At 34.1% G+C, this 20832-nt stretch carries 23 protein-coding genes and 1 riboswitch; of the genes, 6 read left to right on the top strand and 17 right to left on the bottom strand.

Features of this window, described 5'->3' with window-relative positions:
- Positions 1-130 precede the first annotated feature (130 nt).
- Positions 131-1099 (top strand): asparaginase, encoded by a 969-nt coding sequence (locus SLH52_RS06575; protein WP_320208484.1) that lies wholly within the window; start codon positions 131-133, stop codon positions 1097-1099.
- Between the two features lie 184 nt (positions 1100-1283).
- Here the strand turns inward: SLH52_RS06575 and SLH52_RS06570 are convergent, their stop codons facing one another.
- The 6 genes from SLH52_RS06570 to SLH52_RS06545 all read right to left on the bottom strand — a co-directional run bounded on the left by SLH52_RS06570 (position 1284) and on the right by SLH52_RS06545 (position 6791).
- Positions 1284-2255 (bottom strand): YpdA family putative bacillithiol disulfide reductase, encoded by a 972-nt coding sequence (locus SLH52_RS06570; protein WP_320208483.1) that lies wholly within the window; start codon positions 2253-2255, stop codon positions 1284-1286.
- 283 nt (positions 2256-2538) lie between these two features.
- Entirely contained in the window at positions 2539-3819 is a 1281-nt protein-coding gene (locus tag SLH52_RS06565) for a Glu/Leu/Phe/Val family dehydrogenase (protein ID WP_214480069.1), read from the bottom strand.
- A 341-nt stretch (positions 3820-4160) separates the two neighbouring features.
- Positions 4161-4751 carry a genetic competence negative regulator gene (locus tag SLH52_RS06560; RefSeq protein WP_320208482.1) on the bottom strand — a complete coding sequence of 197 codons (591 nt, stop codon included), beginning with the start codon at positions 4749-4751 and terminating at the stop codon, positions 4161-4163.
- Positions 4752-4924: 173 nt separating this feature from the next.
- Positions 4925-5692 (bottom strand): metallophosphoesterase, encoded by a 768-nt coding sequence (locus SLH52_RS06555; RefSeq protein ID WP_320208481.1) that lies wholly within the window; start codon positions 5690-5692, stop codon positions 4925-4927.
- A gap of 9 nt (positions 5693-5701) precedes the next feature.
- A complete protein-coding gene (locus tag SLH52_RS06550; protein ID WP_320208480.1) occupies positions 5702-6097 on the bottom strand; it encodes a hypothetical protein in 396 nt (131 codons plus the stop codon).
- A gap of 61 nt (positions 6098-6158) precedes the next feature.
- The gene (locus SLH52_RS06545; RefSeq protein ID WP_320208479.1) at positions 6159-6791 is read right to left on the bottom strand and encodes a CBS domain-containing protein; all 633 of its coding nucleotides are present in this window, start codon (positions 6789-6791) and stop codon (positions 6159-6161) included.
- A 166-nt stretch (positions 6792-6957) separates the two neighbouring features.
- On the opposite strand from SLH52_RS06545, the gene SLH52_RS06540 reads away from it, so the two are divergent.
- From SLH52_RS06540 to SLH52_RS06530, 3 genes are read left to right on the top strand one after another with little or no spacing between them, the layout of a single operon-like run.
- A complete protein-coding gene (locus SLH52_RS06540) occupies positions 6958-7188 on the top strand; it encodes a spore coat associated protein CotJA (protein ID WP_320208478.1) in 231 nt (76 codons plus the stop codon).
- Positions 7185-7448 carry a spore coat protein CotJB gene (locus SLH52_RS06535; protein WP_214480075.1) on the top strand — a complete coding sequence of 88 codons (264 nt, stop codon included), beginning with the start codon at positions 7185-7187 and terminating at the stop codon, positions 7446-7448. The genes SLH52_RS06540 and SLH52_RS06535 overlap by 4 nt, the downstream gene beginning before the upstream one ends.
- Positions 7449-7485: 37 nt before the next feature.
- The gene (locus SLH52_RS06530) at positions 7486-8055 is read left to right on the top strand and encodes a manganese catalase family protein (protein ID WP_320208477.1); all 570 of its coding nucleotides are present in this window, start codon (positions 7486-7488) and stop codon (positions 8053-8055) included.
- A 21-nt stretch (positions 8056-8076) separates the two neighbouring features.
- On the opposite strand, the gene SLH52_RS06525 is transcribed toward SLH52_RS06530, so the two are convergent.
- From SLH52_RS06525 to SLH52_RS06505, 5 genes are all read right to left on the bottom strand, one after another.
- Entirely contained in the window at positions 8077-8538 is a 462-nt protein-coding gene (locus tag SLH52_RS06525; RefSeq protein WP_320208476.1) for a YpbF family protein, read from the bottom strand.
- 382 nt (positions 8539-8920) lie between these two features.
- Positions 8921-9535, bottom strand: a complete 615-nt coding sequence (locus SLH52_RS06520; protein ID WP_320208475.1) for a LysM peptidoglycan-binding domain-containing protein — start codon at positions 9533-9535, stop codon at positions 8921-8923.
- A 5-nt stretch (positions 9536-9540) separates the two neighbouring features.
- Positions 9541-10143, bottom strand: a complete 603-nt coding sequence (locus tag SLH52_RS06515; RefSeq protein ID WP_320208474.1) for a CPBP family intramembrane glutamic endopeptidase — start codon at positions 10141-10143, stop codon at positions 9541-9543.
- Positions 10137-11657 (bottom strand): ATP-dependent DNA helicase RecQ, encoded by a 1521-nt coding sequence (locus SLH52_RS06510; protein WP_320208473.1) that lies wholly within the window; start codon positions 11655-11657, stop codon positions 10137-10139. Before SLH52_RS06510 ends, SLH52_RS06515 begins: the two co-directional genes overlap by 7 nt.
- Positions 11632-12717, bottom strand: coding sequence for a helix-turn-helix domain-containing protein (locus SLH52_RS06505; RefSeq protein WP_320208472.1), 1086 nt, complete (start codon positions 12715-12717; stop codon positions 11632-11634). The genes SLH52_RS06510 and SLH52_RS06505 overlap by 26 nt, the downstream gene beginning before the upstream one ends.
- 280 nt (positions 12718-12997) lie before the next feature.
- Here SLH52_RS06505 and SLH52_RS06500 point away from each other — a divergent pair, with 280 nt between their 5' ends.
- Entirely contained in the window at positions 12998-13246 is a 249-nt protein-coding gene (locus tag SLH52_RS06500) for a ferredoxin (protein ID WP_214480082.1), read from the top strand.
- Between the two features lie 40 nt (positions 13247-13286).
- Here the strand turns inward: SLH52_RS06500 and SLH52_RS06495 are convergent, their stop codons facing one another.
- Positions 13287-13874, bottom strand: coding sequence for an ECF transporter S component (locus SLH52_RS06495; protein WP_320208471.1), 588 nt, complete (start codon positions 13872-13874; stop codon positions 13287-13289).
- A 225-nt stretch (positions 13875-14099) separates the two neighbouring features.
- Positions 14100-14250: riboswitch (FMN riboswitch) on the bottom strand.
- Positions 14251-14526: 276 nt separating this feature from the next.
- Between SLH52_RS06495 and serA the strand changes: the two genes are divergently transcribed.
- Positions 14527-16101: a phosphoglycerate dehydrogenase gene (gene serA / locus SLH52_RS06490; protein WP_320208470.1), complete on the top strand. Its 1575-nt coding sequence runs from the start codon at positions 14527-14529 to the stop codon at positions 16099-16101.
- An 86-nt stretch (positions 16102-16187) separates the two neighbouring features.
- Here serA and SLH52_RS06485 read toward each other — a convergent pair whose 3' ends face one another.
- The 5 genes from SLH52_RS06485 to SLH52_RS06465 all read right to left on the bottom strand — a co-directional run bounded on the left by SLH52_RS06485 (position 16188) and on the right by SLH52_RS06465 (position 20825).
- Positions 16188-17003 (bottom strand): histidinol-phosphatase, encoded by an 816-nt coding sequence (locus SLH52_RS06485; RefSeq protein ID WP_320208469.1) that lies wholly within the window; start codon positions 17001-17003, stop codon positions 16188-16190.
- Between the two features lie 235 nt (positions 17004-17238).
- Positions 17239-18222, bottom strand: a complete 984-nt coding sequence (locus SLH52_RS06480) for a peptidoglycan DD-metalloendopeptidase family protein (RefSeq protein ID WP_320208468.1) — start codon at positions 18220-18222, stop codon at positions 17239-17241.
- Positions 18223-18311: 89 nt separating this feature from the next.
- Entirely contained in the window at positions 18312-19550 is a 1239-nt protein-coding gene (locus tag SLH52_RS06475; protein WP_320208467.1) for a GerMN domain-containing protein, read from the bottom strand.
- Positions 19528-20076: an RNA polymerase sigma factor SigX gene (sigX, locus tag SLH52_RS06470; RefSeq protein WP_320208466.1), complete on the bottom strand. Its 549-nt coding sequence runs from the start codon at positions 20074-20076 to the stop codon at positions 19528-19530. Before sigX ends, SLH52_RS06475 begins: the two co-directional genes overlap by 23 nt.
- Positions 20077-20231: 155 nt before the next feature.
- The gene (locus SLH52_RS06465; RefSeq protein ID WP_320208465.1) at positions 20232-20825 is read right to left on the bottom strand and encodes a cob(I)yrinic acid a,c-diamide adenosyltransferase; all 594 of its coding nucleotides are present in this window, start codon (positions 20823-20825) and stop codon (positions 20232-20234) included.
- Positions 20826-20832 lie beyond the last annotated feature (7 nt).

The following is a 20832-nucleotide window of genomic DNA, read 5'->3' as shown; positions in this document are numbered from 1 at the left end:
ATTTTCATATGTTAACTGGAAAAAGATGAAAAATATAATTTTCCTTTTGGGGTGATTTAATTACAGGATAGTAAAGATTAGACTTATAAAGTATTGCAATATTTTTATCATTAAAAGGGAGTGTATTTAAGTGAAAAAGATATTAATTATACATACTGGTGGTACCATTTCTATGAAAGAGGATGAAAAAACGGGCAATGTTGCTCCTGATGAAGTAAACCCATTGCATGATAGTACACCATCTTTGTCTGATATCGCACAGGTACAGGTTATAGAACTATTCCACCTTCCTTCACCTCATATCACGCCTATTGAAATGCTACAGCTTAAACAACAAATTGAAGAGAAAGTAGTCAGTGACTGTATTGAAGGCGTAGTTGTCACACATGGAACTGACACATTAGAAGAAACTGCTTATTTTCTTGATTTAACTATACAAGTAGACGTACCAATTGTCATTACAGGTGCAATGAGATCAAGTAACGAAATTGGTGCAGATGGATTATATAATTTAATTTCATCAGTTAAAGTTGCATCAAGTGAAGATGCTAGAGGGAAAGGTGTGTTAGTCGTTCTGAATGATGAAATTCATACTGCCAAAAATGTTACAAAGACACATACTAGCAATATTGCGACCTTCCAAAGTCCACAATATGGTCCAATTGGCATCGTTACGAAAAGGGGGGTGTTTTTCCACCACATTCCTTCTAGCCGAGATAAATTTTCTATCAAAAGCATACAGAAGAACGTTGTATTATTAAAAGCATATGCAGGTATGGATGATTCAATATTTAACGCAATTAAATCAATTCAACTTGATGGTTTAGTTATTGAAGCATTAGGTCAAGGTAACCTTCCCCCGAACACTGTAGGTAAACTACAAGATCTTATTGAAGATAACATACCAATTGTGTTAGTTTCTCGCTGTTTCAATGGGATTGTACAAGATATTTATGGATATAAAGGTGGTGGGAAAGAATTAAAGAATCTTGGTATTATCTTTTCTAATGGACTAAATGGCCAAAAGGCAAGAATTAAATTGATGATCGCTTTAGAAGTCACTCACAATCACGAACAAATTAACAACTTTTTTTCATAAATACATCCGTCTGTGCGATTAAAGCTTAATAACTTTTAATAGTGCAATTATTCGATCGTTTACAAAAGAGCATTTATCACGCAGATCGTTTCCTCAATAAAAAGGAAACTCTCGTAAAAAGAGTAAATTACATGAAAAAATCAGGTGGAATAGACTCTCCACCTGATTAAAGATACTAATAAACTTAACCCTGTCTCTTTTTTTCAAGATATGTTGCAATTTGTTCTCCATGAAAACGTCCATTTTCTATAAATATTTCATTTGCGTTATTTCCAGCTGCTATCACACCTGCCACAAAAACACTTGGCACATTTGTTTCCATCGTGTCTGGATGAAAAACAGGTCGTCCAGTTTTCACATCTATATCTATTCCGATATTTTTCAAAAATGTATGATCTGGATGATACCCTGTCATCGCAAATACAAAATCATTTTTTACACATTTTTCTTCATTATTAACATGATAAAGTACTTTATCTTCAGTAATTTGTGTAACGTGAGCTCCAAATTCCATTTTAATAACACCATCTCGAATTAAGCCATCGAATTCTGGCAAAATCCATGGCTTAATACTATTTGAGTATTCATTACCTCTATACAACACTGTTACTCTTGCGCCAGCTTTAACAAGCTCAAGCGAGGCATCCACCGCAGAATTCTTGCCTCCAATAACTACAACATCCGTGTCAAAGTAAGGGTGTGCCTCCTTAAAATAATGATGTACTTTTTCTAGTTCTTCACCTTGTACGTTCATGAAATTTGGATGGTCATAATACCCTGTTGCAATGATCACATCTTTTGTCTCATATGTTTGATTAGAAGTAACTACTTCTATAACTCCACGATTACTTTTTGAAATTTTAGCTACTTTTTCAAATGTATTCACTCGTAAATTTTTTCTAATGACTACTTCTCGATAATATGCTAATGCTTGGTTTCTAACTGGCTTACGGTTTTCTGTTATAAAAGGTACATCTCCTATCTCTAACCTTTCACTAGAACTAAAAAAGGTTTGGTGTGTAGGATAATGATAAATTGCATTAACGATATTGCCTTTTTCAATAATAAGTGGGGCAAAACCCTTTGATTGTAACGATATAGCTGCTGCCAAACCACAAGGTCCACCACCTACAATTATTACGTCTTCCTTTTGCATGATAATATTTCACTCCTTGCTGAATATCTACGAATACTCAACCTCCTTGCCCATTAGCTCTGGAGGTACAGTTTATGAAGTACGTTATTCAGTTGATATGTCGTTAATTATTAAAGGGATAGATGATTTAACTAGACAACTCGAGATGCTTAAGATCTGTATTACAGCATCTCAAATTCAAAAAGCAAATCCCCTATCAAAATGATAGGGGATTTTATAATTACATGCAACGATATTTATACTAACGTTATTAATTATACATATTTTAAAACTTTGATTGACCTTAAATCCAACCACGAAAGCGAGATGCTTCCGCCATTTTACGAACGCCAACCATATATGCAGCTAGCCTCATATCAACTCTCCGCGTTTTTGATGTTTCATAAATATTATTAAATGATTTCACTATTACTTTCTCAAGCTTTTCTTCTACTTCCTCTTCTGTCCAATAGTAACCTTGATTATTTTGTACCCATTCAAAATACGATACTGTAACACCACCTGCACTTGCTAATACGTCAGGAACAAGTAGTATATCACGTTTTGATAATATTTCAGTCGCCTCAATTGTCGTAGGACCATTAGCAGCTTCAACAACAATACTAGCCTTAATATTATGAGCGTTTTGCTCAGTAATCTGATTTTCAATTGCAGCTGGTACTAATATATCACAATCAAGTTCCAATAATTCTTTATTCGTAATTGTATTATTAAATAGCTTCGTTACTGTACCGAAACTGTCTCTTCTGTCAAGTAAGTAATCAATATCTAAGCCATCTGGATCATAAAGAGCGCCATAAGCATCTGAAATACCTACAATTTTTGCACCTGCATCATTCATAAACTTTGATAAATAGCTTCCTGCATTACCAAACCCTTGAACAACTACTCGGGCACCTTCAATATCAATACCTTTTTTGTTAGCGGCTTCACGTATACAGATTGTAACCCCTTTAGCTGTTGCAGATTCACGACCGTGTGAACCTCCTAAAACTAAAGGTTTTCCAGTAATAAATCCTGGTGAGTTAAATTCATCTATACGGCTATATTCATCCATCATCCAAGCCATGATTTGTGAATTCGTAAATACATCAGGTGCTGGTATATCTTTTGTAGGTCCGACAATTTGACTAATGGCACGTACATACCCTCTACTTAACCGTTCTAATTCTCGAAAAGACATATCTCGAGGATCACAAACGATGCCTCCTTTGCCTCCACCATAAGGTAAATCAACAATACCACACTTCAAGCTCATCCAAATTGACAGCGCTTTAACTTCTTTTTCAGTTACATTTGGATGAAATCGAATACCCCCTTTGGTTGGTCCGACCGCATCATTATGTTGTGCTCGATAACCAGTAAAAATTTTAACCGACCCATCATCCATTCTTACCGGAATTTTCACTGTCATCATACGAATTGGTTCTTTTAATAGCTCATAAACTTCTTCAGGATATCCTAGCTTATCTAAAGCTTTATGTATTACTGTCTGTGTTGATTTTAGGACATCTAGTTTGTCTTCTTTACCATGCTCACCAGCGGTGTTATTATCGGCTACCATTGATAAACCTCCTAGAAAAAAATCACTTATAGAGGATGTCAAAAAACCGGAAAAAGGCTTTTCAAATATACTTCTCAGCATACTGATTCAACGGTTGTCAAATGACATGGCAATTATTATGTGCCTACCTCAGTTTCATTTCCGTTCTTTTTATCCCTTATTTGCAACAACACTTTTTAAAGGTTAGTGTCCACCTTTCATGACATAGTATACACCTTCTTACATAGAATGCAAGATGAAAAAAACAAGTTTCTTAATTTTTATACTCGAAAATGTAATCGGTTTCATTTTTATTTTTCCACAAGAAAAAGCCTTTTTATTTAACAAAATAAAAAGGACTTTTACTTTTTGATAAAATACTCATAAAGTTGCTGTATGGCATTTTCATCCATAAGCAACTTACCATATTCATGAACACGATGTGTAGTAATCGTTGCAGGATTTCCATACTCTGCTACTACTGCGATAAAATGCTCTTTATACAAGTCAATTTTTTCATCAAAGTGAATATAAAAACGATTATTATATGAGTATAATTTTCCGTCGGTAATGTTTAACAAAAATAGTCGACCTGCTAACTGAATAACATCTTCAAATGATGAAAACTCATAAAATAAATCATCACTTTCATCTAAAGTAACCTTCATTTCGATGTAGTCATCCAAAAATTCTTCATCTACATCCACATCTGCATGATCTTTCGTTACAATAACGACCATTCCTTGAGCTGGTATGGAGAATATTTCAACTGCTATTGATCCATTTGCTTCAAAACCCAGCTCTTCACTTGCTTCATCAATCATGTCACGGAATAATTGCTGGACTTTTATAGAATCCTGCCATAGATCATCTTTTGTCAAACCACGATCGACTAAATCATCAAATGTTAGGAAAATTTTAATCTTATTGTAGTTCAAACGCTCGAGTCTCATAATCAGCTCTCCCCACCTACACATCCTCAAGTTTCTTATAGTTTATGTTCAATCGAACAAAAGGTTCTTAGATTTAATTATCAGTTTACAATGTTTTGTATAATAAATACAAGCATTTTGTCGCTAATTAAGCAAGTTTCTTCCTCATGAATGAATATAATGCCTACCGTTCATTAATCACATTTTTTCAACGTTATAAGATGTGTTTCAGAAGGAGCTCCTAGCCTAAGAGGTAAACCCGTTGTTCCATATCCATTACTAACGAGTATATTGGTTGAATCAACCTTTCTTAATTTGCCTTTTTCATAAAGGCCCCATTTTAGAAAACGTATTTGCCCCCCATGAGTATGTCCACTCAAAATCAGCTTAATGTCATCTTCCATAGTTATTTTTTGGATAATCTTTGGGTTATGACTAATCAAAATTTTAAACCCGTCTTGGTCAGCGTCTAATAGTGCAAGATCAACTCGATCGCGCATATGTGTCATGTCATCGACACCAATCATAATAATCTTCTCACCTTGTGCTGACTCTAAGGTCTCCGCTGTATTGTCTAGTATTTTCACTCCGTAATCAAGGAGTAATGCATCTAATTGGTGATAATCAACTTCATAATCATTATTTCCCCATACGAAATAAATCGGTCCGACTTCCTTTAATTTCTGAAGATTAGCCTTTACTCTAGAAAAGGGAACTCCTTTCTCCATTAAGTCGCCACCAATGACTATACAATCAACTTCCCCTTTGACTTTGTTAATAATCTCGTCATCAATACTTCTACGATGAATATCTGAAATAAAAAACATCTTAAATGAATCTATGCTATCAGGAAAGGTGCTGAACTCAACAGTAATTTCTCTCACATTGTTTTGAAACGCCTCATAAAACATATAGCTAATTAAAAATCCTAATATAATTATTGTAATAACAAAAAAAATCATGTTTCCTCCCTAACGATTTAGCTCAATAACTGAGTTCCTCTTTAAGTCTATTGAGATCATACCATAAATCACAGCAAAGCATAAATAAATTAATGATTGCCAATACCCCATATTAAATAACAAGTAAAAGCTAGGTAAAATCCCGTAGGATAAAGCAATATCAAGAAAAGAAACTTTATTTTTTTTGAAGATTAAATAAGTTTGTTCAATAGCACTTCTTATTAAAAAGGCATTACAAATAAAACCTACGAAAAAGCAGACCATTGCAGCAATGAATTTCAACGGATCAAATATAAGATTGTTTAAAATTCCTGACAAAGTCACTGGAGATTCAATTGGAATCCAACGAATAAAGACATATCCACATAAAAAACCGGTAAATAAACTAATTAATTTCATTAACATAAAAAAAAACCCCCATACTACATCTATGTATGGAAGGATTAAATCATGAACAAAGAGAGGCTTAGTCTTCGTATATATCTAGAACGCGAAAACCAGATTGCTCTAACTTCGCAACAAATTTATCAATATTGTCCTTTTTTTCAATTTTCATAACAATTCTTCGAACTAACTTATCTGTCTCGTCAAAAGTGACCAATGAAATAATGTGCTCATGGAAACTCCTTGCTATTTCTGCTAACCTAGCTATTCTTCCTTCGGTTTCTACAGATGAAAATGCAATTCTAACACCTGGCTTTTGCATACCAAAAGCACTTTGGAACTGTTTCAACACATCATAACGAGTCACAATACCTAAAAATGTTTTATCTTCGTCCACAACTGCTAGCAAAGGAAAATCTTTTAACTGGATTAGCGTCTTTTCAAAAACCTCTTCACCTTCTAGGTATGTATCCTGATGAGTAGCTAATTCACTTGCTGTCGTTTTCGATAAAAACTCTTCCTTGCTATACGTTGATTGAAAGTAACTTTCATATATTTGATATCGGGTTAAGGTACCAACATAACTTTCGTTCATTACGATAGGTAGTGCATCAATCTGATGATCATTTAATTTCTTCAAAGCTGTTTGGATAGACTCATCATGAGCTACCGATATACACTTACTTTTTGGGATAAGTAGGCTCTTTACAAACATGAAAAACACCTCTATTCTATAATATCTCTATAGTATATTATACTACAAAGAAAATAGTTTTCCTGCTATATGTATATGTTTTTTTATTCTGTGGGCATGAAACCTTAAAATAAAACATAAAAATGGAATGATACTTTGAAAATAAATTTAAACAAGGAGGTTTTAAATGGTTACTTTTAGAAAATCATATCATCCGTATGTTAGCCCACATGACCCGTGTAACCCCATATACGAAAAATACTTCGTTACCCCACCTAATCTATATATAACATTCCAACCAAACCGGCTACCACAATATACAGCAAAAGAAGCATTAAGAAAAGGGACATTATGGCCTATCTTTTATGATCCATACTATGGTCCAAATGAGGTAGAAGAGCGGGGAGAATCACAATGAATAAACAATTACCCGAACAATTTTACTCACTGATGGAGGAACTGCAGTCGATAGATTTTGTGCTCCTTGAGTTATCTTTGTACTTAGATACACACCCTGGTGACTATGAAGCAATTCAACAATTCAATCATTATGTAACAAAAAAACATCAAGTAACAAAACAACTTGAGCCTATTTACGGTCCTTTGCAACAATATGGAAATAGCTATGCTGGCTACCCATGGAATTGGAACGAATCTCCTTGGCCATGGCAAATATAACAAATGACATAAGTAAAGAGGAGTGTGTTCTTAAGATATGTGGATATATGAAAAAAAACTACAATATCCTGTAAAGGTTAGTACATGTAACCCAGTACTAGCAAAGTACCTCATTGAGCAATATGGTGGTGCAGATGGAGAACTCGCAGCTGCACTACGGTATCTCAATCAAAGGTATACGATTCCTGATAAAGTTATCGGGTTATTAACCGATATTGGTACTGAAGAATTTGCACACCTAGAAATGATTGCAACGATGGTTTATAAACTTACAAAAGACGCTACTGTTGAACAATTGAAAGCAGCTGGTTTAGGTTCACATTATGCAAATCATGAAAAAGCCTTATTTTACGAAAACTCAAGTGGTGATGCATTTACGACAACCTATATTGCAGCAAAAGGTGATCCGATTGCTGATCTGTATGAAGATATTGCAGCTGAGGAAAAAGCTAGGGCAACTTATCAATGGATTATCAATTTAAGTGACGATCCCGATTTGAATGATGGATTACGTTTTTTGAGAGAAAGAGAAATTATTCATGCGCAACGTTTTCGAGAGGCTGTAGAAATATTAAAAGAGGAAAAAGATCAAAAGAGATTCTTTTAGCTAATGACTTTAACTCATTAGCTATTTACTTTCATGGTATAAATTAATATCATATTCTGTCTGCATTAAATCGAAAACACGCTCTCTTTCATGCCATTTAATAGGTTGTGGCCATAGCTCAATACTCTTTCTTATTACTTCACAGCGTAAATCATGAAATTCCTTCTCAGCTTTGTCAACCTTCTTTTTATAATAAAGAATTGTACCATACACGGAAAATATGGTGAGCAATACGAATAAATGAATTTCATCTCCTAGAAAGATAGACATGATCCTACTTGTAGAATAATAAAATGGCTGTACAATGAAAAATAAAATATATAGAAAGAATATGATGCACAGAAATAGTAAAGTATACTGTAGCAGCTTCACTCTTTGTTTCATAAACTCAAATTTACGCTTTCTATCAACGAGATGCTGAAGCAATTGTTTTGTTACTTGATCTGTATTTGTATGTAATTGCTTTATTTTCTCCTCAATCATAACCACCTCCAGCTCACTTTACTCCTATTCTATTAACTTGGACTACGTATTATGCCATAACAAAATAAGGTAGCGATTTGATCAACGACAACATGCGGGAGTTACGAATCATAAAGACGCTTCATCTTTTATGGTTTAAAAAGAAGCGGCTCAAAAGGCTTAGAAAATAGCTAGACAGGCCAAAGAGGCAATAAATAACCTTACCTTCCACTCCTGCCTACCAAGCGTGTTAATAGGCACTTTCTTCTGCAAGTAGAAATGTTGAAATAAGCCAAAAGAGAAATATTCAATAGAACTAAACATTATTCACCATTTCACAACAGTTACTAAGTGAAAAAAGCAACAACTGCGAAAAGAGCCTAATTAAAAAACGAAAGCACTCTTATTTGCTTTCGTTCTGTCTCGTAGGTATTAGAAGTTTTTGCCCTGTAAATATACTATTTCCTTGTATATTATTTGCTAGTTTAATGACCTCAATTCCTGATTGACTATTAAAATATTTCATTGAAATGCTAAATAACGTTTCGTCATTTTTCACATAATGTATGATGTAAGAATTACTATCTGTTATTTCGGTATCTTGTTCGACCCCATTCTCTATATTCGTATCGCTGGATGCATGATTAGTGGTGGTATCTTCTTCATCACTTTCACTTTCTATTAGCTCAGATTGCTGATAGCTTTCTTCGTCCTCCACATTCCCTCTGTTAGGGGATTGGATATTTACTTTCACAGGACCCTTACTATTGGTATCTAAAGTATTATTAGCGTTTCTGTATGCAATACTAAGGATTACAATTGGTAATAATATAAAAAACAGAGCTAACAAACGAATAATGGGGTATTTAACCCTAAATTTCGTTTTCTTTTTTTTGGCTTTATGTACGTGACTTCTAGGAGGCAACACTGATTTTTTTACACTTTCATCTTCAGCATTTGCAATCCTATCCCGTAATTGTTCAGCTTGATCATGCAACTTTTCATTCTTATTAGACATACCAATCACCTCTTACTATGTCTTTTGCTACTTATATAATTTAGACGCAATCTGACGGCTAATATAAAATCTATTAAAAAATGTGCAAAGGTTGTGACAAATAAGTTATTTGTCTTTAAAAACATATATCCTAATAAAAAGCTTAAAAATATAACTGAAATGAATAGAACCCACTTTTGAAGATATCGAAAATGTAAAAGAGCAAATATTAAACTTGCAACGACAATGCCAAAATGAGTTTGTATAACACCTCTAAATAATAACTCTTCTGAAAAGGCAATGACGATAGTTAAAAAGAATATATGCGGTATGCTTCGATGCTGAAAAATTTTTTCATTAAGTCCACCATCATCAACTAGCTCGTTTGGTAAATATTTCATAAATAATAAGTCAGTTATAATTACAAATAACGCTATTCCACCACCATATATAATGATACGGAAATCGAATAAGTTCCATAGTGCTTTGAAAGAATTAAAATCTGGAAATAGAAAAAAACCAAAAATAATCGCGGCCACAATCAATAATGTTTGTGTTGCGTACAAATGAAATAAAATTTCACGATCGTCCATATTTTGTAATAAACGTTGTTGCCTATTATTTAACATCTATTTTCACTCACTTTAAACATTCGATTTAGCTCATTCCTCCAATTAAATGGTTTAGGTTTTGTAATCTCAGAGTTTTGATAAAAGTTGTTTATTTGAAATGAACAATTATCACAGCAACTAGATGGTTTATTTTCTAGCTTCTCGCAAAAATATGCTAGTAAATGTTCTCTTCGGCAATCGTTACATTCAATCCATTCCAGCATTTTATGTAACTTCAAATATTTCTCTTCAATTCTTCTTTGTACTTCTGCATAAATTACACGGATGATTTCACCCTTATCAACATTATTAATCATCAACTTTGGTAGTTGCATTATTAGATGCTTTAATAATCGCCACTGTACTTCTGTCAAATGATATTTGTCTACGATGGCTATATCATGTTGTTTATTAAAAGAGGAAACGCTGCTTATCTTCCCAGAATGAGCTAAGTAATCAACTACTTTTCCAACTTGATTAATTGTCGGGAATTCATGTTCGATAATACCTCTTTGTAAGTTGTCATCACCAACGGTATGAAGTAGGATTGCGATACTATTTTTACCATCACGCCCCGCACGTCCTATTTCTTGAACATAAGATTCAAATTGGCTTGGAAAATGGAAGTGAATCACAAATCTAATATTAGATTTGTTAACACCCATACCAAATGCACTCGTGCAACAAATAACATTTAATTGATCATGGAGAAACTGTTGTTGTATTAACATACGCTGTTCTTGGTCCATACCTCCATGGTAATAAGCGACATCAGTTATTCCTTCGTTTAATAATCTTTCTGCTATTATTTCAGTCCAATTTCTACTGGAAAAATATATGATTCCTGGGCCTTTCAAAGATCGAATGAAATGTAAGAGCTTGTCTATTTTCTCTTCAATTGTATTAACTTTTTCAACTAATAAAGCGATGTTTGGTCGATCTACAGAATAAATATGCATCTTCGCATCATGTAAATTTAATGATTTTTTAATATCTGTAATTACCTCATTTGTTGCTGTTGCAGTTAACGCAAGGCAAGTTGGATTACCTAACAATTCTTTTATTTCACCTAGCTTAGAATAGTCTGGACGAAAATCATGTCCCCATTGGGATATACAATGGGCTTCATCTACTACAAATAGTGAAACATTGATGTTCTTTAGCGCTGAAATTATATGAGGTAATTGCAGCATTTCTGGAGAAATATAAATAAAGCGAAAACTTGCTATATCCCTAATAGCAAGGCGTTTAGCACCCGTTCGTAAAAAACTATTTAGTGCGATTACTTTTTTTTCACCATTCATCCTAAGCTGTTGAACTTGGTCTTCCATTAGAGATACTAATGGTGAGATAATTATAATACTGCCACTCAACATATAACCTGGTAATTGGTAACAGATAGATTTTCCCCCACCCGTTGGCAGCATCCCTACAACATCATCACCCGCTAATATATCCTCAATAATTTCCCTTTGACCAGTTCGAAATGTTTGATATCCAAATCGGTTATTTAATTGAGTTTCCAACTTCATTTACTCCACCACTTTTAGCTAAAACAAGACGAATTTCAAAATATGAAAAGGTTGAATTTAATGCCTGTTTAATAAGCTTTAATTGATTCGTTTGTAACTCCCTTATTTGAGCTTGAATGAGTGCTATCTTATTTGTATTAATAAATGGTTCTATACTAAAATTTTCAATGTTATGAGCAATTTCAACAATATGATCCTCAATTGTGCTCTCTTTTAAATCTCTTATTTTAGAAATTTGGTCTACTGATTTCCCGATGTTAATTAAAGCTAGCGTTTTCCGAGCAGAAACTGTTAGTGGATATTGAAAGCTAATATCAGCAATCATTTTAGCTAAAATAGGCATTTTAGTTTTGTTTAGTTCAACTAAATTAACCATTTCATGTAATATAGCTTGAAAAGTAAGAACAATATACGTTTCATCTTCACGATACATTGTTGATAATTGTTTATATGTCAAGCCTATGCGATTAAAACTTGATAGCCTAAGAACAAAAAGGTTCGCTTTTTTTTCTGGCAACAAGGAAAGTAATAATTCTAATTCATTAGCTATACTATTTATCAACACTAATTTGTTTCCTTGATAGTGGTTGAAGAAATCCTTGACCCATTTTTGAACGCTTTCGTTCGTCTGAATAGGTGTATATTGCTGATTTTTATAAGAAATATTTGAGAGTACCTGCACAATTAAGGTGAGTCTTTTCCAAAAATGACTAGCTACATTGTTATACTTCCAACCGTCAAGCTTTTCCGGCAATGGACTTTCCAATAAATATTGTGTAACTATTTTTTCACCAGCTATTGTTACGTCGTAATGATCTTCCTCAATTTCTCTAATGTAATTTTGTTCTTTTAATAAATGAACAGCTTTTGTAACTTCGTGTATTGAATGATCTGGTAAGACCGAAAACAAATTTGATAAGTGATATAGCTTACCATCATGTATTGTTTGTGAAGATTTTTTGCCTTTTAATAAATGGTGTACAGCAGCAACAGATCGCTCACCTTTCAATTTCTTAAGACAATATAAAACTACTACAGAAAAATAATTGAGAGTTTTCATATGATCACCTTAAGGTAAATAAACTCAAAATGAATAGATATATTTATTTTAGCAAATATTGAAGAAGTAATGTGAACTATTCTCGTCAAACCTCTATAAAAAACGTCTTAATCACTGATCACTACTTTTATTTAACAAGCTAGAAAGCCTTATATGATAAGTATTCTCAATGACTTTTCTATTGAAAAGTTTTTAAAACAGTTTTACAATAGGAATGAGCAACTCGTTTCCATTTTATGAGGAACTAATTTATTAATAGATAACTTTGGGAGGTATTTTGATGGCAAAGTACACAATTGTTGACAAAGAAACATGTATCGCATGTGGTGCATGCGGAGCAGCTGCACCTGATATTTATGATTATGATGATGAAGGTATTGCATTCGTAACATTAGACGATAATCAAGGAATTGTTGAAATTCCTGATGTTCTATTAGATGATATGATGGATGCACTTGAAGGATGCCCTACAGATTCAATCAAAGTTGCAGACGAAGCATTTGACGGCGATGCATTAAAATTTGAATAAAATAATAAAAAGCCCTCTGACAAGTCAGAGGGCTTTTTACTTATGCATTATGCAATGCTCTTTGCTGTTGTTCTAACCAAGTACGCATCCTTGTGAAAAGAAGTAAAAATACGATCGTTATAACTCCTCCTTTGATCAAGTTAAACGGCATGAATGCGACAGCAATTAATTTCATTGTTTCTAAATTGGACATAGCAGGGTAACCTAAAAACATCGTATATGCTGGTAAAATAATAAACATATTTAAAACCGCCATCATTAACGTCATTACAATCGTTCCTACAATTAATCCAAATGTTAAACCAGTTTTTGAGTTATATTTTCGGTATATATATGAAACGGGTAAAATGAACAATAATCCCGCGATAAAATTAGCTGCTTGCCCTACAGGTACACCTACTGCACTACTCATAAAGAAATAATGTAAAATATTTTTAATTGCCTCAACAGTAATTCCTGCGGCTGGCCCAAAAACGATGGCAGCAATTAATGCTGGCACTTCACTAAAATCAATTTTCAAATACGGTGGTATTCCCGGCAATGGGAAATCAAGCATCATTAAAATAAATGAAATACTGCTTAACACCCCTACTGTAACTAATTTTCTAACGTTGTTCTGTCTTTCCATGTTCCTCTCTCCTTTTCGTCTTTCAGTCCACCTCACGAAAAGCGGAAAGGTTCTTTTCGATACCAACAATAAACCCCCATGCCAGAGGCACGAGGGTTTTGAATGAAAGGTATACTTAATAAGCTGCATTTAAGGTGTATTCTTGATCTTTACCATTTCCTTTTTGATCACATAACAAATAAAGCTTACAAAAAGGTATGGACAACCTTAAGACGTAGCTAGAACCTCCATCTTCTCCCATCCAGACTATACTGTCGGCTCTGGAATCGCACCAGATCCTGCTATTATAAATAGCTCGCGGACTTAGAGCTTGAATGTGTTAAAAAAATCACTCATCACCGCCGGTCGGGAATTTCACCCAGCCCCGAAGATAGACCTATTAAATTTTTGTACATCAATTATTATACCTCATATGAACTTATTTGTGAATCATAAAATCTTTAATTCAAACATTTCAGTTTAGTAATAAATCTACATAATTTTAAAAGCCCTATGTGTACTCTTTATTAGTTCCGCTCATATGAAAATAAATCTTTGTTTAATAAAACGCTTTCAATTTTTTGACTATTTTTTATTCCATTGACATGGATACTTTATTATGTTAAATTATCAGAAATTTATACACATTCCAGAACTTTAGGAGGATTCTTACATGTATCGCATTCTTGTTTCTGACAAAATGAGTGAAGAAGGATTAGCCCCATTATTGCAGTCAAATGATGTGGAGATTGTTCAAAAGAAGGTTAGTGAAGTTGAAAATGAATTACATGAATTTGATGGATTGTTAGTTCGAAGTGGTACACAAGTTACCAATGACCTATTAGCAAAAATGGACAACTTAAAAATCGTTGCCCGTGCAGGTGTTGGAGTAGACAATATAGATATCGATGCTGCAACAAAACATGGTGTCGTTGTCATTAATGCTCCAGATGGTAATACTATTTCTACGGCTGAGCATACATTTGCTATGATGGCATCATTAATGAGACATATCCCTCAAGCAAATGCAACAGTTAAATCTGGGGAGTGGAATCGATCCTCTTATGTTGGAACAGAATTGTATGGTAAAAATCTAGGAATCGTAGGGTTAGGTCGCATTGGGAGCGAGCTCGCTAAACGATCGAAAGCTTTTGGCATGACAGTCCAAGTATTTGATCCGTTTTTAACGAAGGCACGTGCCGAAAAAATCGGCGTTAAATCATCTTCTCTCGACGAATTATTACGAACAGCTGATATTATAACAGTGCATACTCCTCTAACAAAGGAAACGAAAGGTCTTCTTAATGCAGAAAATTTGTCTAAAACAAAGAAAGGTGTGTACCTTATTAATTGTGCGAGAGGCGGAATCATTAATGAAAACGACCTAGTACAATTTATAAATAATGGCCATGTAGCCGGTGCTGCACTTGATGTTTATGAGGTTGAACCACCTACCAACCCTCAACTAATACAACTAGAGCAAGTATTAACAACTCCACACTTAGGTGCATCAACAAAAGAGGCACAATTGAACGTAGCAGCTCAAGTTGCAAAAGAAGTTGTTCAATATTTACAAGGACAACCTGTATCATCTTCTATTAATCTACCAACACTATCAAAAGACGTATTTGACAAAATAAAACCTTTTTATGAATTGGCGAAAAAAATGGGAACAATTTTATCGCAATGTATGCATGAGCCTGTAAAGGAAATTTCAGTTGCCTATTCAGGTAGTGTTGCAGACTTAGAAACAGATTTTATTACTAAAAGTTTATTATCTGGATTTTTTAAACCAAGAGTTGATTCCACTGTGAACGAAGTAAATGCTTCAATGATTGCTAAAGAACGGAGTATTACTGTTGGTGAAAAGCTGATTTCTGATACAAATGGTTACTCAAATAGTATAACTGTAACCGTTCATGGTGAAGACAAGTCATTTGAAATTAAAGGTACGAATATTAAAGATTACGGTCCAAGGATCGTTAGCTTAAATCGTTTTGTAATCGATTTTCATCCTGTTGGAAATCTAGTATATATACAACATACAGACAAACCAGGTGTCATTGGTAGAGTTGGTAAAATATTAGGTGACCTTGAAATCAATATCGCAACTATGCAAGTTGGTAGAAAAGAGGTTGGTGGAGAAGCGATAATGATGCTATCATTTGATAAACCACTTGATGAAGAAATGATAGCTACACTAGCCACTCTTGATGATATCGTTTCTATAAGAAAAATAGATCTGTAAAGTTATAGATGATAGAAGGAGCATAAGCTCCTTCTTTTTTCTGAGGGCTTGAACCCTACTCGTGAAACACGTTAACGCAACAACAATTAGTCTCCTAGTGTTACTTCTTTTCGTTGACCTTTTTGAAAGGTTGTAAGTGTTTTATATCCAACATCTCTTGCTAATTTGATAGCCCGATCAAAATCTCGCCCAACATCTTCAGGTACATGAGCGTCCGATGAAAGTACAATTGGAATTTTTTTATCAAAACACATAGTTAATAAGCGTGGGTCAGGATATAATTCCCCAACAGGCTTACGAAGCCCAGCTGTGCTAATTTCCACACATGTTTTTGAATTAGCTAATGCCGATGTAGCACGATCATATTGTTCAAGTAGAAACTCTTCATCAGTAGGTACATATTTGAAAATTTTTACTAAGTCTAGATGACCGACGATATCAAATAAATTTGACTGTGCTAACGTTACAACTTGATCATAGTATTTTCGGTACGTATCATATAAATCTCTTCTGTCCCATTCTTTGCGATATTCAGCTAAATCAATACCGAAATTACCGACCCAATGAATCGAACCAATTACGTAGTCAAAATCATAGCTTTGTATAAAAGCTTCCATTTCTTTATGCTTGTTAGGAGTATAATCCATTTCAATAGACATTTTCACATCAATCCCGTCATTCCAAGCATTATGAAATAGCTGAACATAATCATCCATATCATAATAACGGCGCTCATCAACCCAAGGATTACTCAAAATATCTTTTGTTTGATAGAAGTGATAAGCGTGCTCTGAAATACCAAAATGTTCAATCTTTTTCTTAGCTGCTTCATCCGTAAATTGCTTTAAATAATCGATGGTTAGTGTACCTTTTTCTAAATGATTATGATAATCTGTAAGCATGTGACTGTTCCTCCCGCATGTTTTTTCTCATTATATCCTGTCAATGAGCGCGGGACAACAATAACATTGTTACTAGTATAAGTGCTTTGAGAAAACTATGTTGCTGTTGTCAATAAATTAGAACGGCTTTAAGAGATATAGCGCACCATTAAAATTAAACGAGAAAAAGATACTCGAACGCTAAATTATTACGTGTTTATTTCTTCGGACTAAAATAGTCTTACGATATAAATCGTTATCTTCCTGATACGACTAACACTTGGGATGGGTAAATGACATCCTTCGTAAGTTTATTTGACTTCTTAATTTCGTCAACTGTCACATTTAACTTAGCAGCAATTGCTGGTAACGAATCTCCATCTTTTACAATATACACTTCTTCGCTATTAGGATATAGTACTATCTCTTGGCCAACATGAATGATATCCGATTGCAAATTATTCCATTGTTTAATAGAATTAATCGCAACTTCATGTTCTAAAGCAATTTTCCAAAGAGAATCATTTTCTTCAACTTTCACAGTAATTTTTTCATCCGGTTCAGCCACATCTTCATAATTTGGTTGCTGGTTTCCAATGATTATCTCTGAAGACAGCTCACCATTTTCAACATCAATTGTTTGCCATTCAATGATTTCATTACTGAATTCCATTTCGGTTATTAACCGCTTATAATTACTAGCTATCGCTTCATTAGACAGCCTTTTATTTTGTTGTTGAGGAGATTTTAATACAGATAAGGGGTCAATTGCATTTGTTTTTGCATAATTCCATTCTCCGACGTGTATTTCAAAATGTAAATGTGGGCCTGTTGAACGACCTGTGCTTCCAAGCTCGCCTATCTGTTGCCCAGTTTTCACTTCTTCTCCTTCAACAACATAACGATTTTGCATATGTGCATAAACGGTCTCAATACCGTTATTATGTTTGATAAATACAACATTTCCATATGTATTAGAATAATATGATTTCAGAACAGTACCACTAGCAGCAGCCATAATTGGACTCCCAATTTGGCCAGATATATCTAAACCTTTATGTCTCCCTTTTCGAGAATTAAAATTATCTGTTAGCTCACCTTCAGCAGGCCAAACCCAATTTTTTGTTAGCTCTTCTATTGACAACCCTTCAGCTTTTGCAATTCTCCCTCCTACAAATAATAACCCTATACAGAAAGCTATCATTAAGACAACGAATAAGCGTCTAAAAAAATCTAACATTATTGTTAGCCTCCCCATTAATATATCGTTATCTTATATATGAGGACTTGGCCAAAAATAGAACAAAAAGAGAGATGAAAAAACATCCCTCAATCGTCTAAATCCATTAAGTTAGGTGCCACAGGTACTCGATTTCTTGCTAACAATTCTACATTACCTATTGAAGAAATATTTGCTCCAGTAAATGAAACAGTTTGAATATCAAATTCACGTGCAGTTAACATGATTGCATCAATCATTATTCTGTACTGCTCGGAGTCACTTAGTGCCGTTGTTTGTGAAAATTGAATATTAACATGAGTTCCATCACCACTAGACTCAACAGCTACTATTTCTACACCTTCAGGTATAGAAGGTTTAAGATTATATTGCTTATTCACTACAGTCATATTTATAAATGCTTCTTTCAAGCTACTAAACGATTCTTCAGTAGGAGTTAAAAATGTTGGGTATTGTTCACCTGCTTGATAAAGAAGATATGCTTTCTTGCTCACCTGCTTGATCTCGCTGACAGCTCCTATATCAGTATGACCAAATTCTACATCTTGCCCTTCTGACATGAATTTGACGGATTGGATACCCATCCATCTAAATGTTTCAGAGACACTTTTGCTTAATATAGTTTCTTCAGTCGTACCCTTTTCTTGTACTTGATCTAGTTGTGGAATATCGACAATAATTGATTTCCCTACTTCGTTATCATCATTCACTTCAATTATAGAGTAGTCGTTAAGAATAAAGTCTGATAACCCCCACTCTTCAATTGGTAATTGTGACTTCATACTTTCCATTAATTCAATACTTGATTGATTCGTATTTTCCCTTAAATAACTAATTGGAATAACATTTTGCATATCCTTATCAGGAATGGCAAAGGTAACGAGTGTTTTATCATTTAATTGCTCTTCAGTCACTACAAAACGATTATTTTCAACCTTCGGCGAAATGATACTCGTTTCATTCGCTACCGACCTGTCACTTTTCTCTTCTTCACTTTTTACTTCTACTGATTCGGTTGCCTCAGACACGACATCTTGAAGATCTCCATTAGTAGCATCTTGTGTTAGTTCAGTAGCTGAAGATTTATTAGAGCTCTCATTGGTAGCCTGGTTATTAAAGTCATTCATTAAAGGTTGCAGAAGTATAAAAACAATAATTATAGCAGCGGCTGTTGCAAAGCTAGGTAAAATCCACATTACCTTCCTTTTTTTATTTACAGATGAGGATACTTGGTTATATATGGATAACGGATCACGTTCGTCCTTAATTGAAGGCATTTTCCTAAGTATTTCTTCAATCCGTTCTTCATTCAACTGTGATTTTTTCATGTATGTTACCCTCCTTATCTGCATACTCCAACATATAACGTTTTAACACTTTTAGCGCACGATGTTGAGTTGTTTTCACTTTACTCTCTGTCCAATTTAACGCCTCTGCGGTTTCGGAAATAGATAACGATTGCAAGTATCTCATGACAATAACAAGTCGCTGATCGACAGTACACTTGTCAAGACACTTATACATCAGCTGAATCTCTTCATTTTGAACTGCAATTTCTTCCGGAAGAGGGGTTTGATCTCTTACTGGTTGTTTATGCCAATCAAAAGAGTCTATAATCTTTTGCTTCCAGCCCTTTTGTTTACGAAAGTAATCGATCGCAACATGTCTTGCAATTGAAAACAACCAAGTTTTTTCACTACTGTTTCCTTCAAACTGGTCAGATGACTTTAACACTTTTATATAAACCTCTTGAACAAGGTCTTCAGCTTGCTCCTTGTTGCGCACCATATAAAACAAAAATTGAAAAATATCTTGATGATATTTCTCATAGAAGTTCTGGAAAACGGTGTTCATCTCTTTCCCCCCGTTTCAATGTATTTGACGTAAGTTTTATTTAAAAAGTTACAACCAAATTATATTACAATTATTAACAATACCTCTCTTAGACAACTACACTACTCATTTTAACAAAAAGGAAGAATTTTTAATTCTTCCTTTAATGGTATTTGCTATTTATCTTCTTTCTTTACATCCCTTATCTTTCTATCTTTGAAAACAATCGCGCTTCGTTCATACTCTACATCTTTCACTCCGTCGCGAGCATTAATTACACGTGCAATTGCAAAAAAGTAATCAGAGAGTCGATTAATATATTTTAGAACATTATCATTTATTTCATCTTGCTTTTGTAACGTCACAATTTTTCGTTCAGCTCTACGTGCGACCGTTCTAGCAATATGTATGGCTGCTGAGGGTGCTGATCCTCCTGGTAATATGAACCTTTCTAGTGCAGGCGCTTCCTTAATATATTCATCAATTCTACTCTCCAAAAATTCAACGATGTCATACTGTACCTTATAAGCCCGCTTATTGTTAATTACAGCTAGATCTCCACCACAATCAAACAGTTCGTGCTGAATTTTCTCTAATTCACTATATATATCAGCAAATGTTTCTTCCTTAAGTAACGTCATAGCTTGTCCAACAAAGGAATTCAACTCATCTACTGTTCCGTATGCATCTACTCTAACATGGTCTTTATCTACTCTACCACCAATTATACTTGTTTGTCCTTTATCACCTGATCGTGTATATAGCTTCAAAGTAATC

Source organism: Cytobacillus sp. IB215665, assembly GCF_033963835.1.
Lineage (GTDB): Bacteria > Bacillota > Bacilli > Bacillales > SM2101 > Nanhaiella.
The sequence above is the reverse complement of the archived record's forward strand: the minus strand, read 5'-3'. Positions and strand labels throughout refer to the sequence as shown.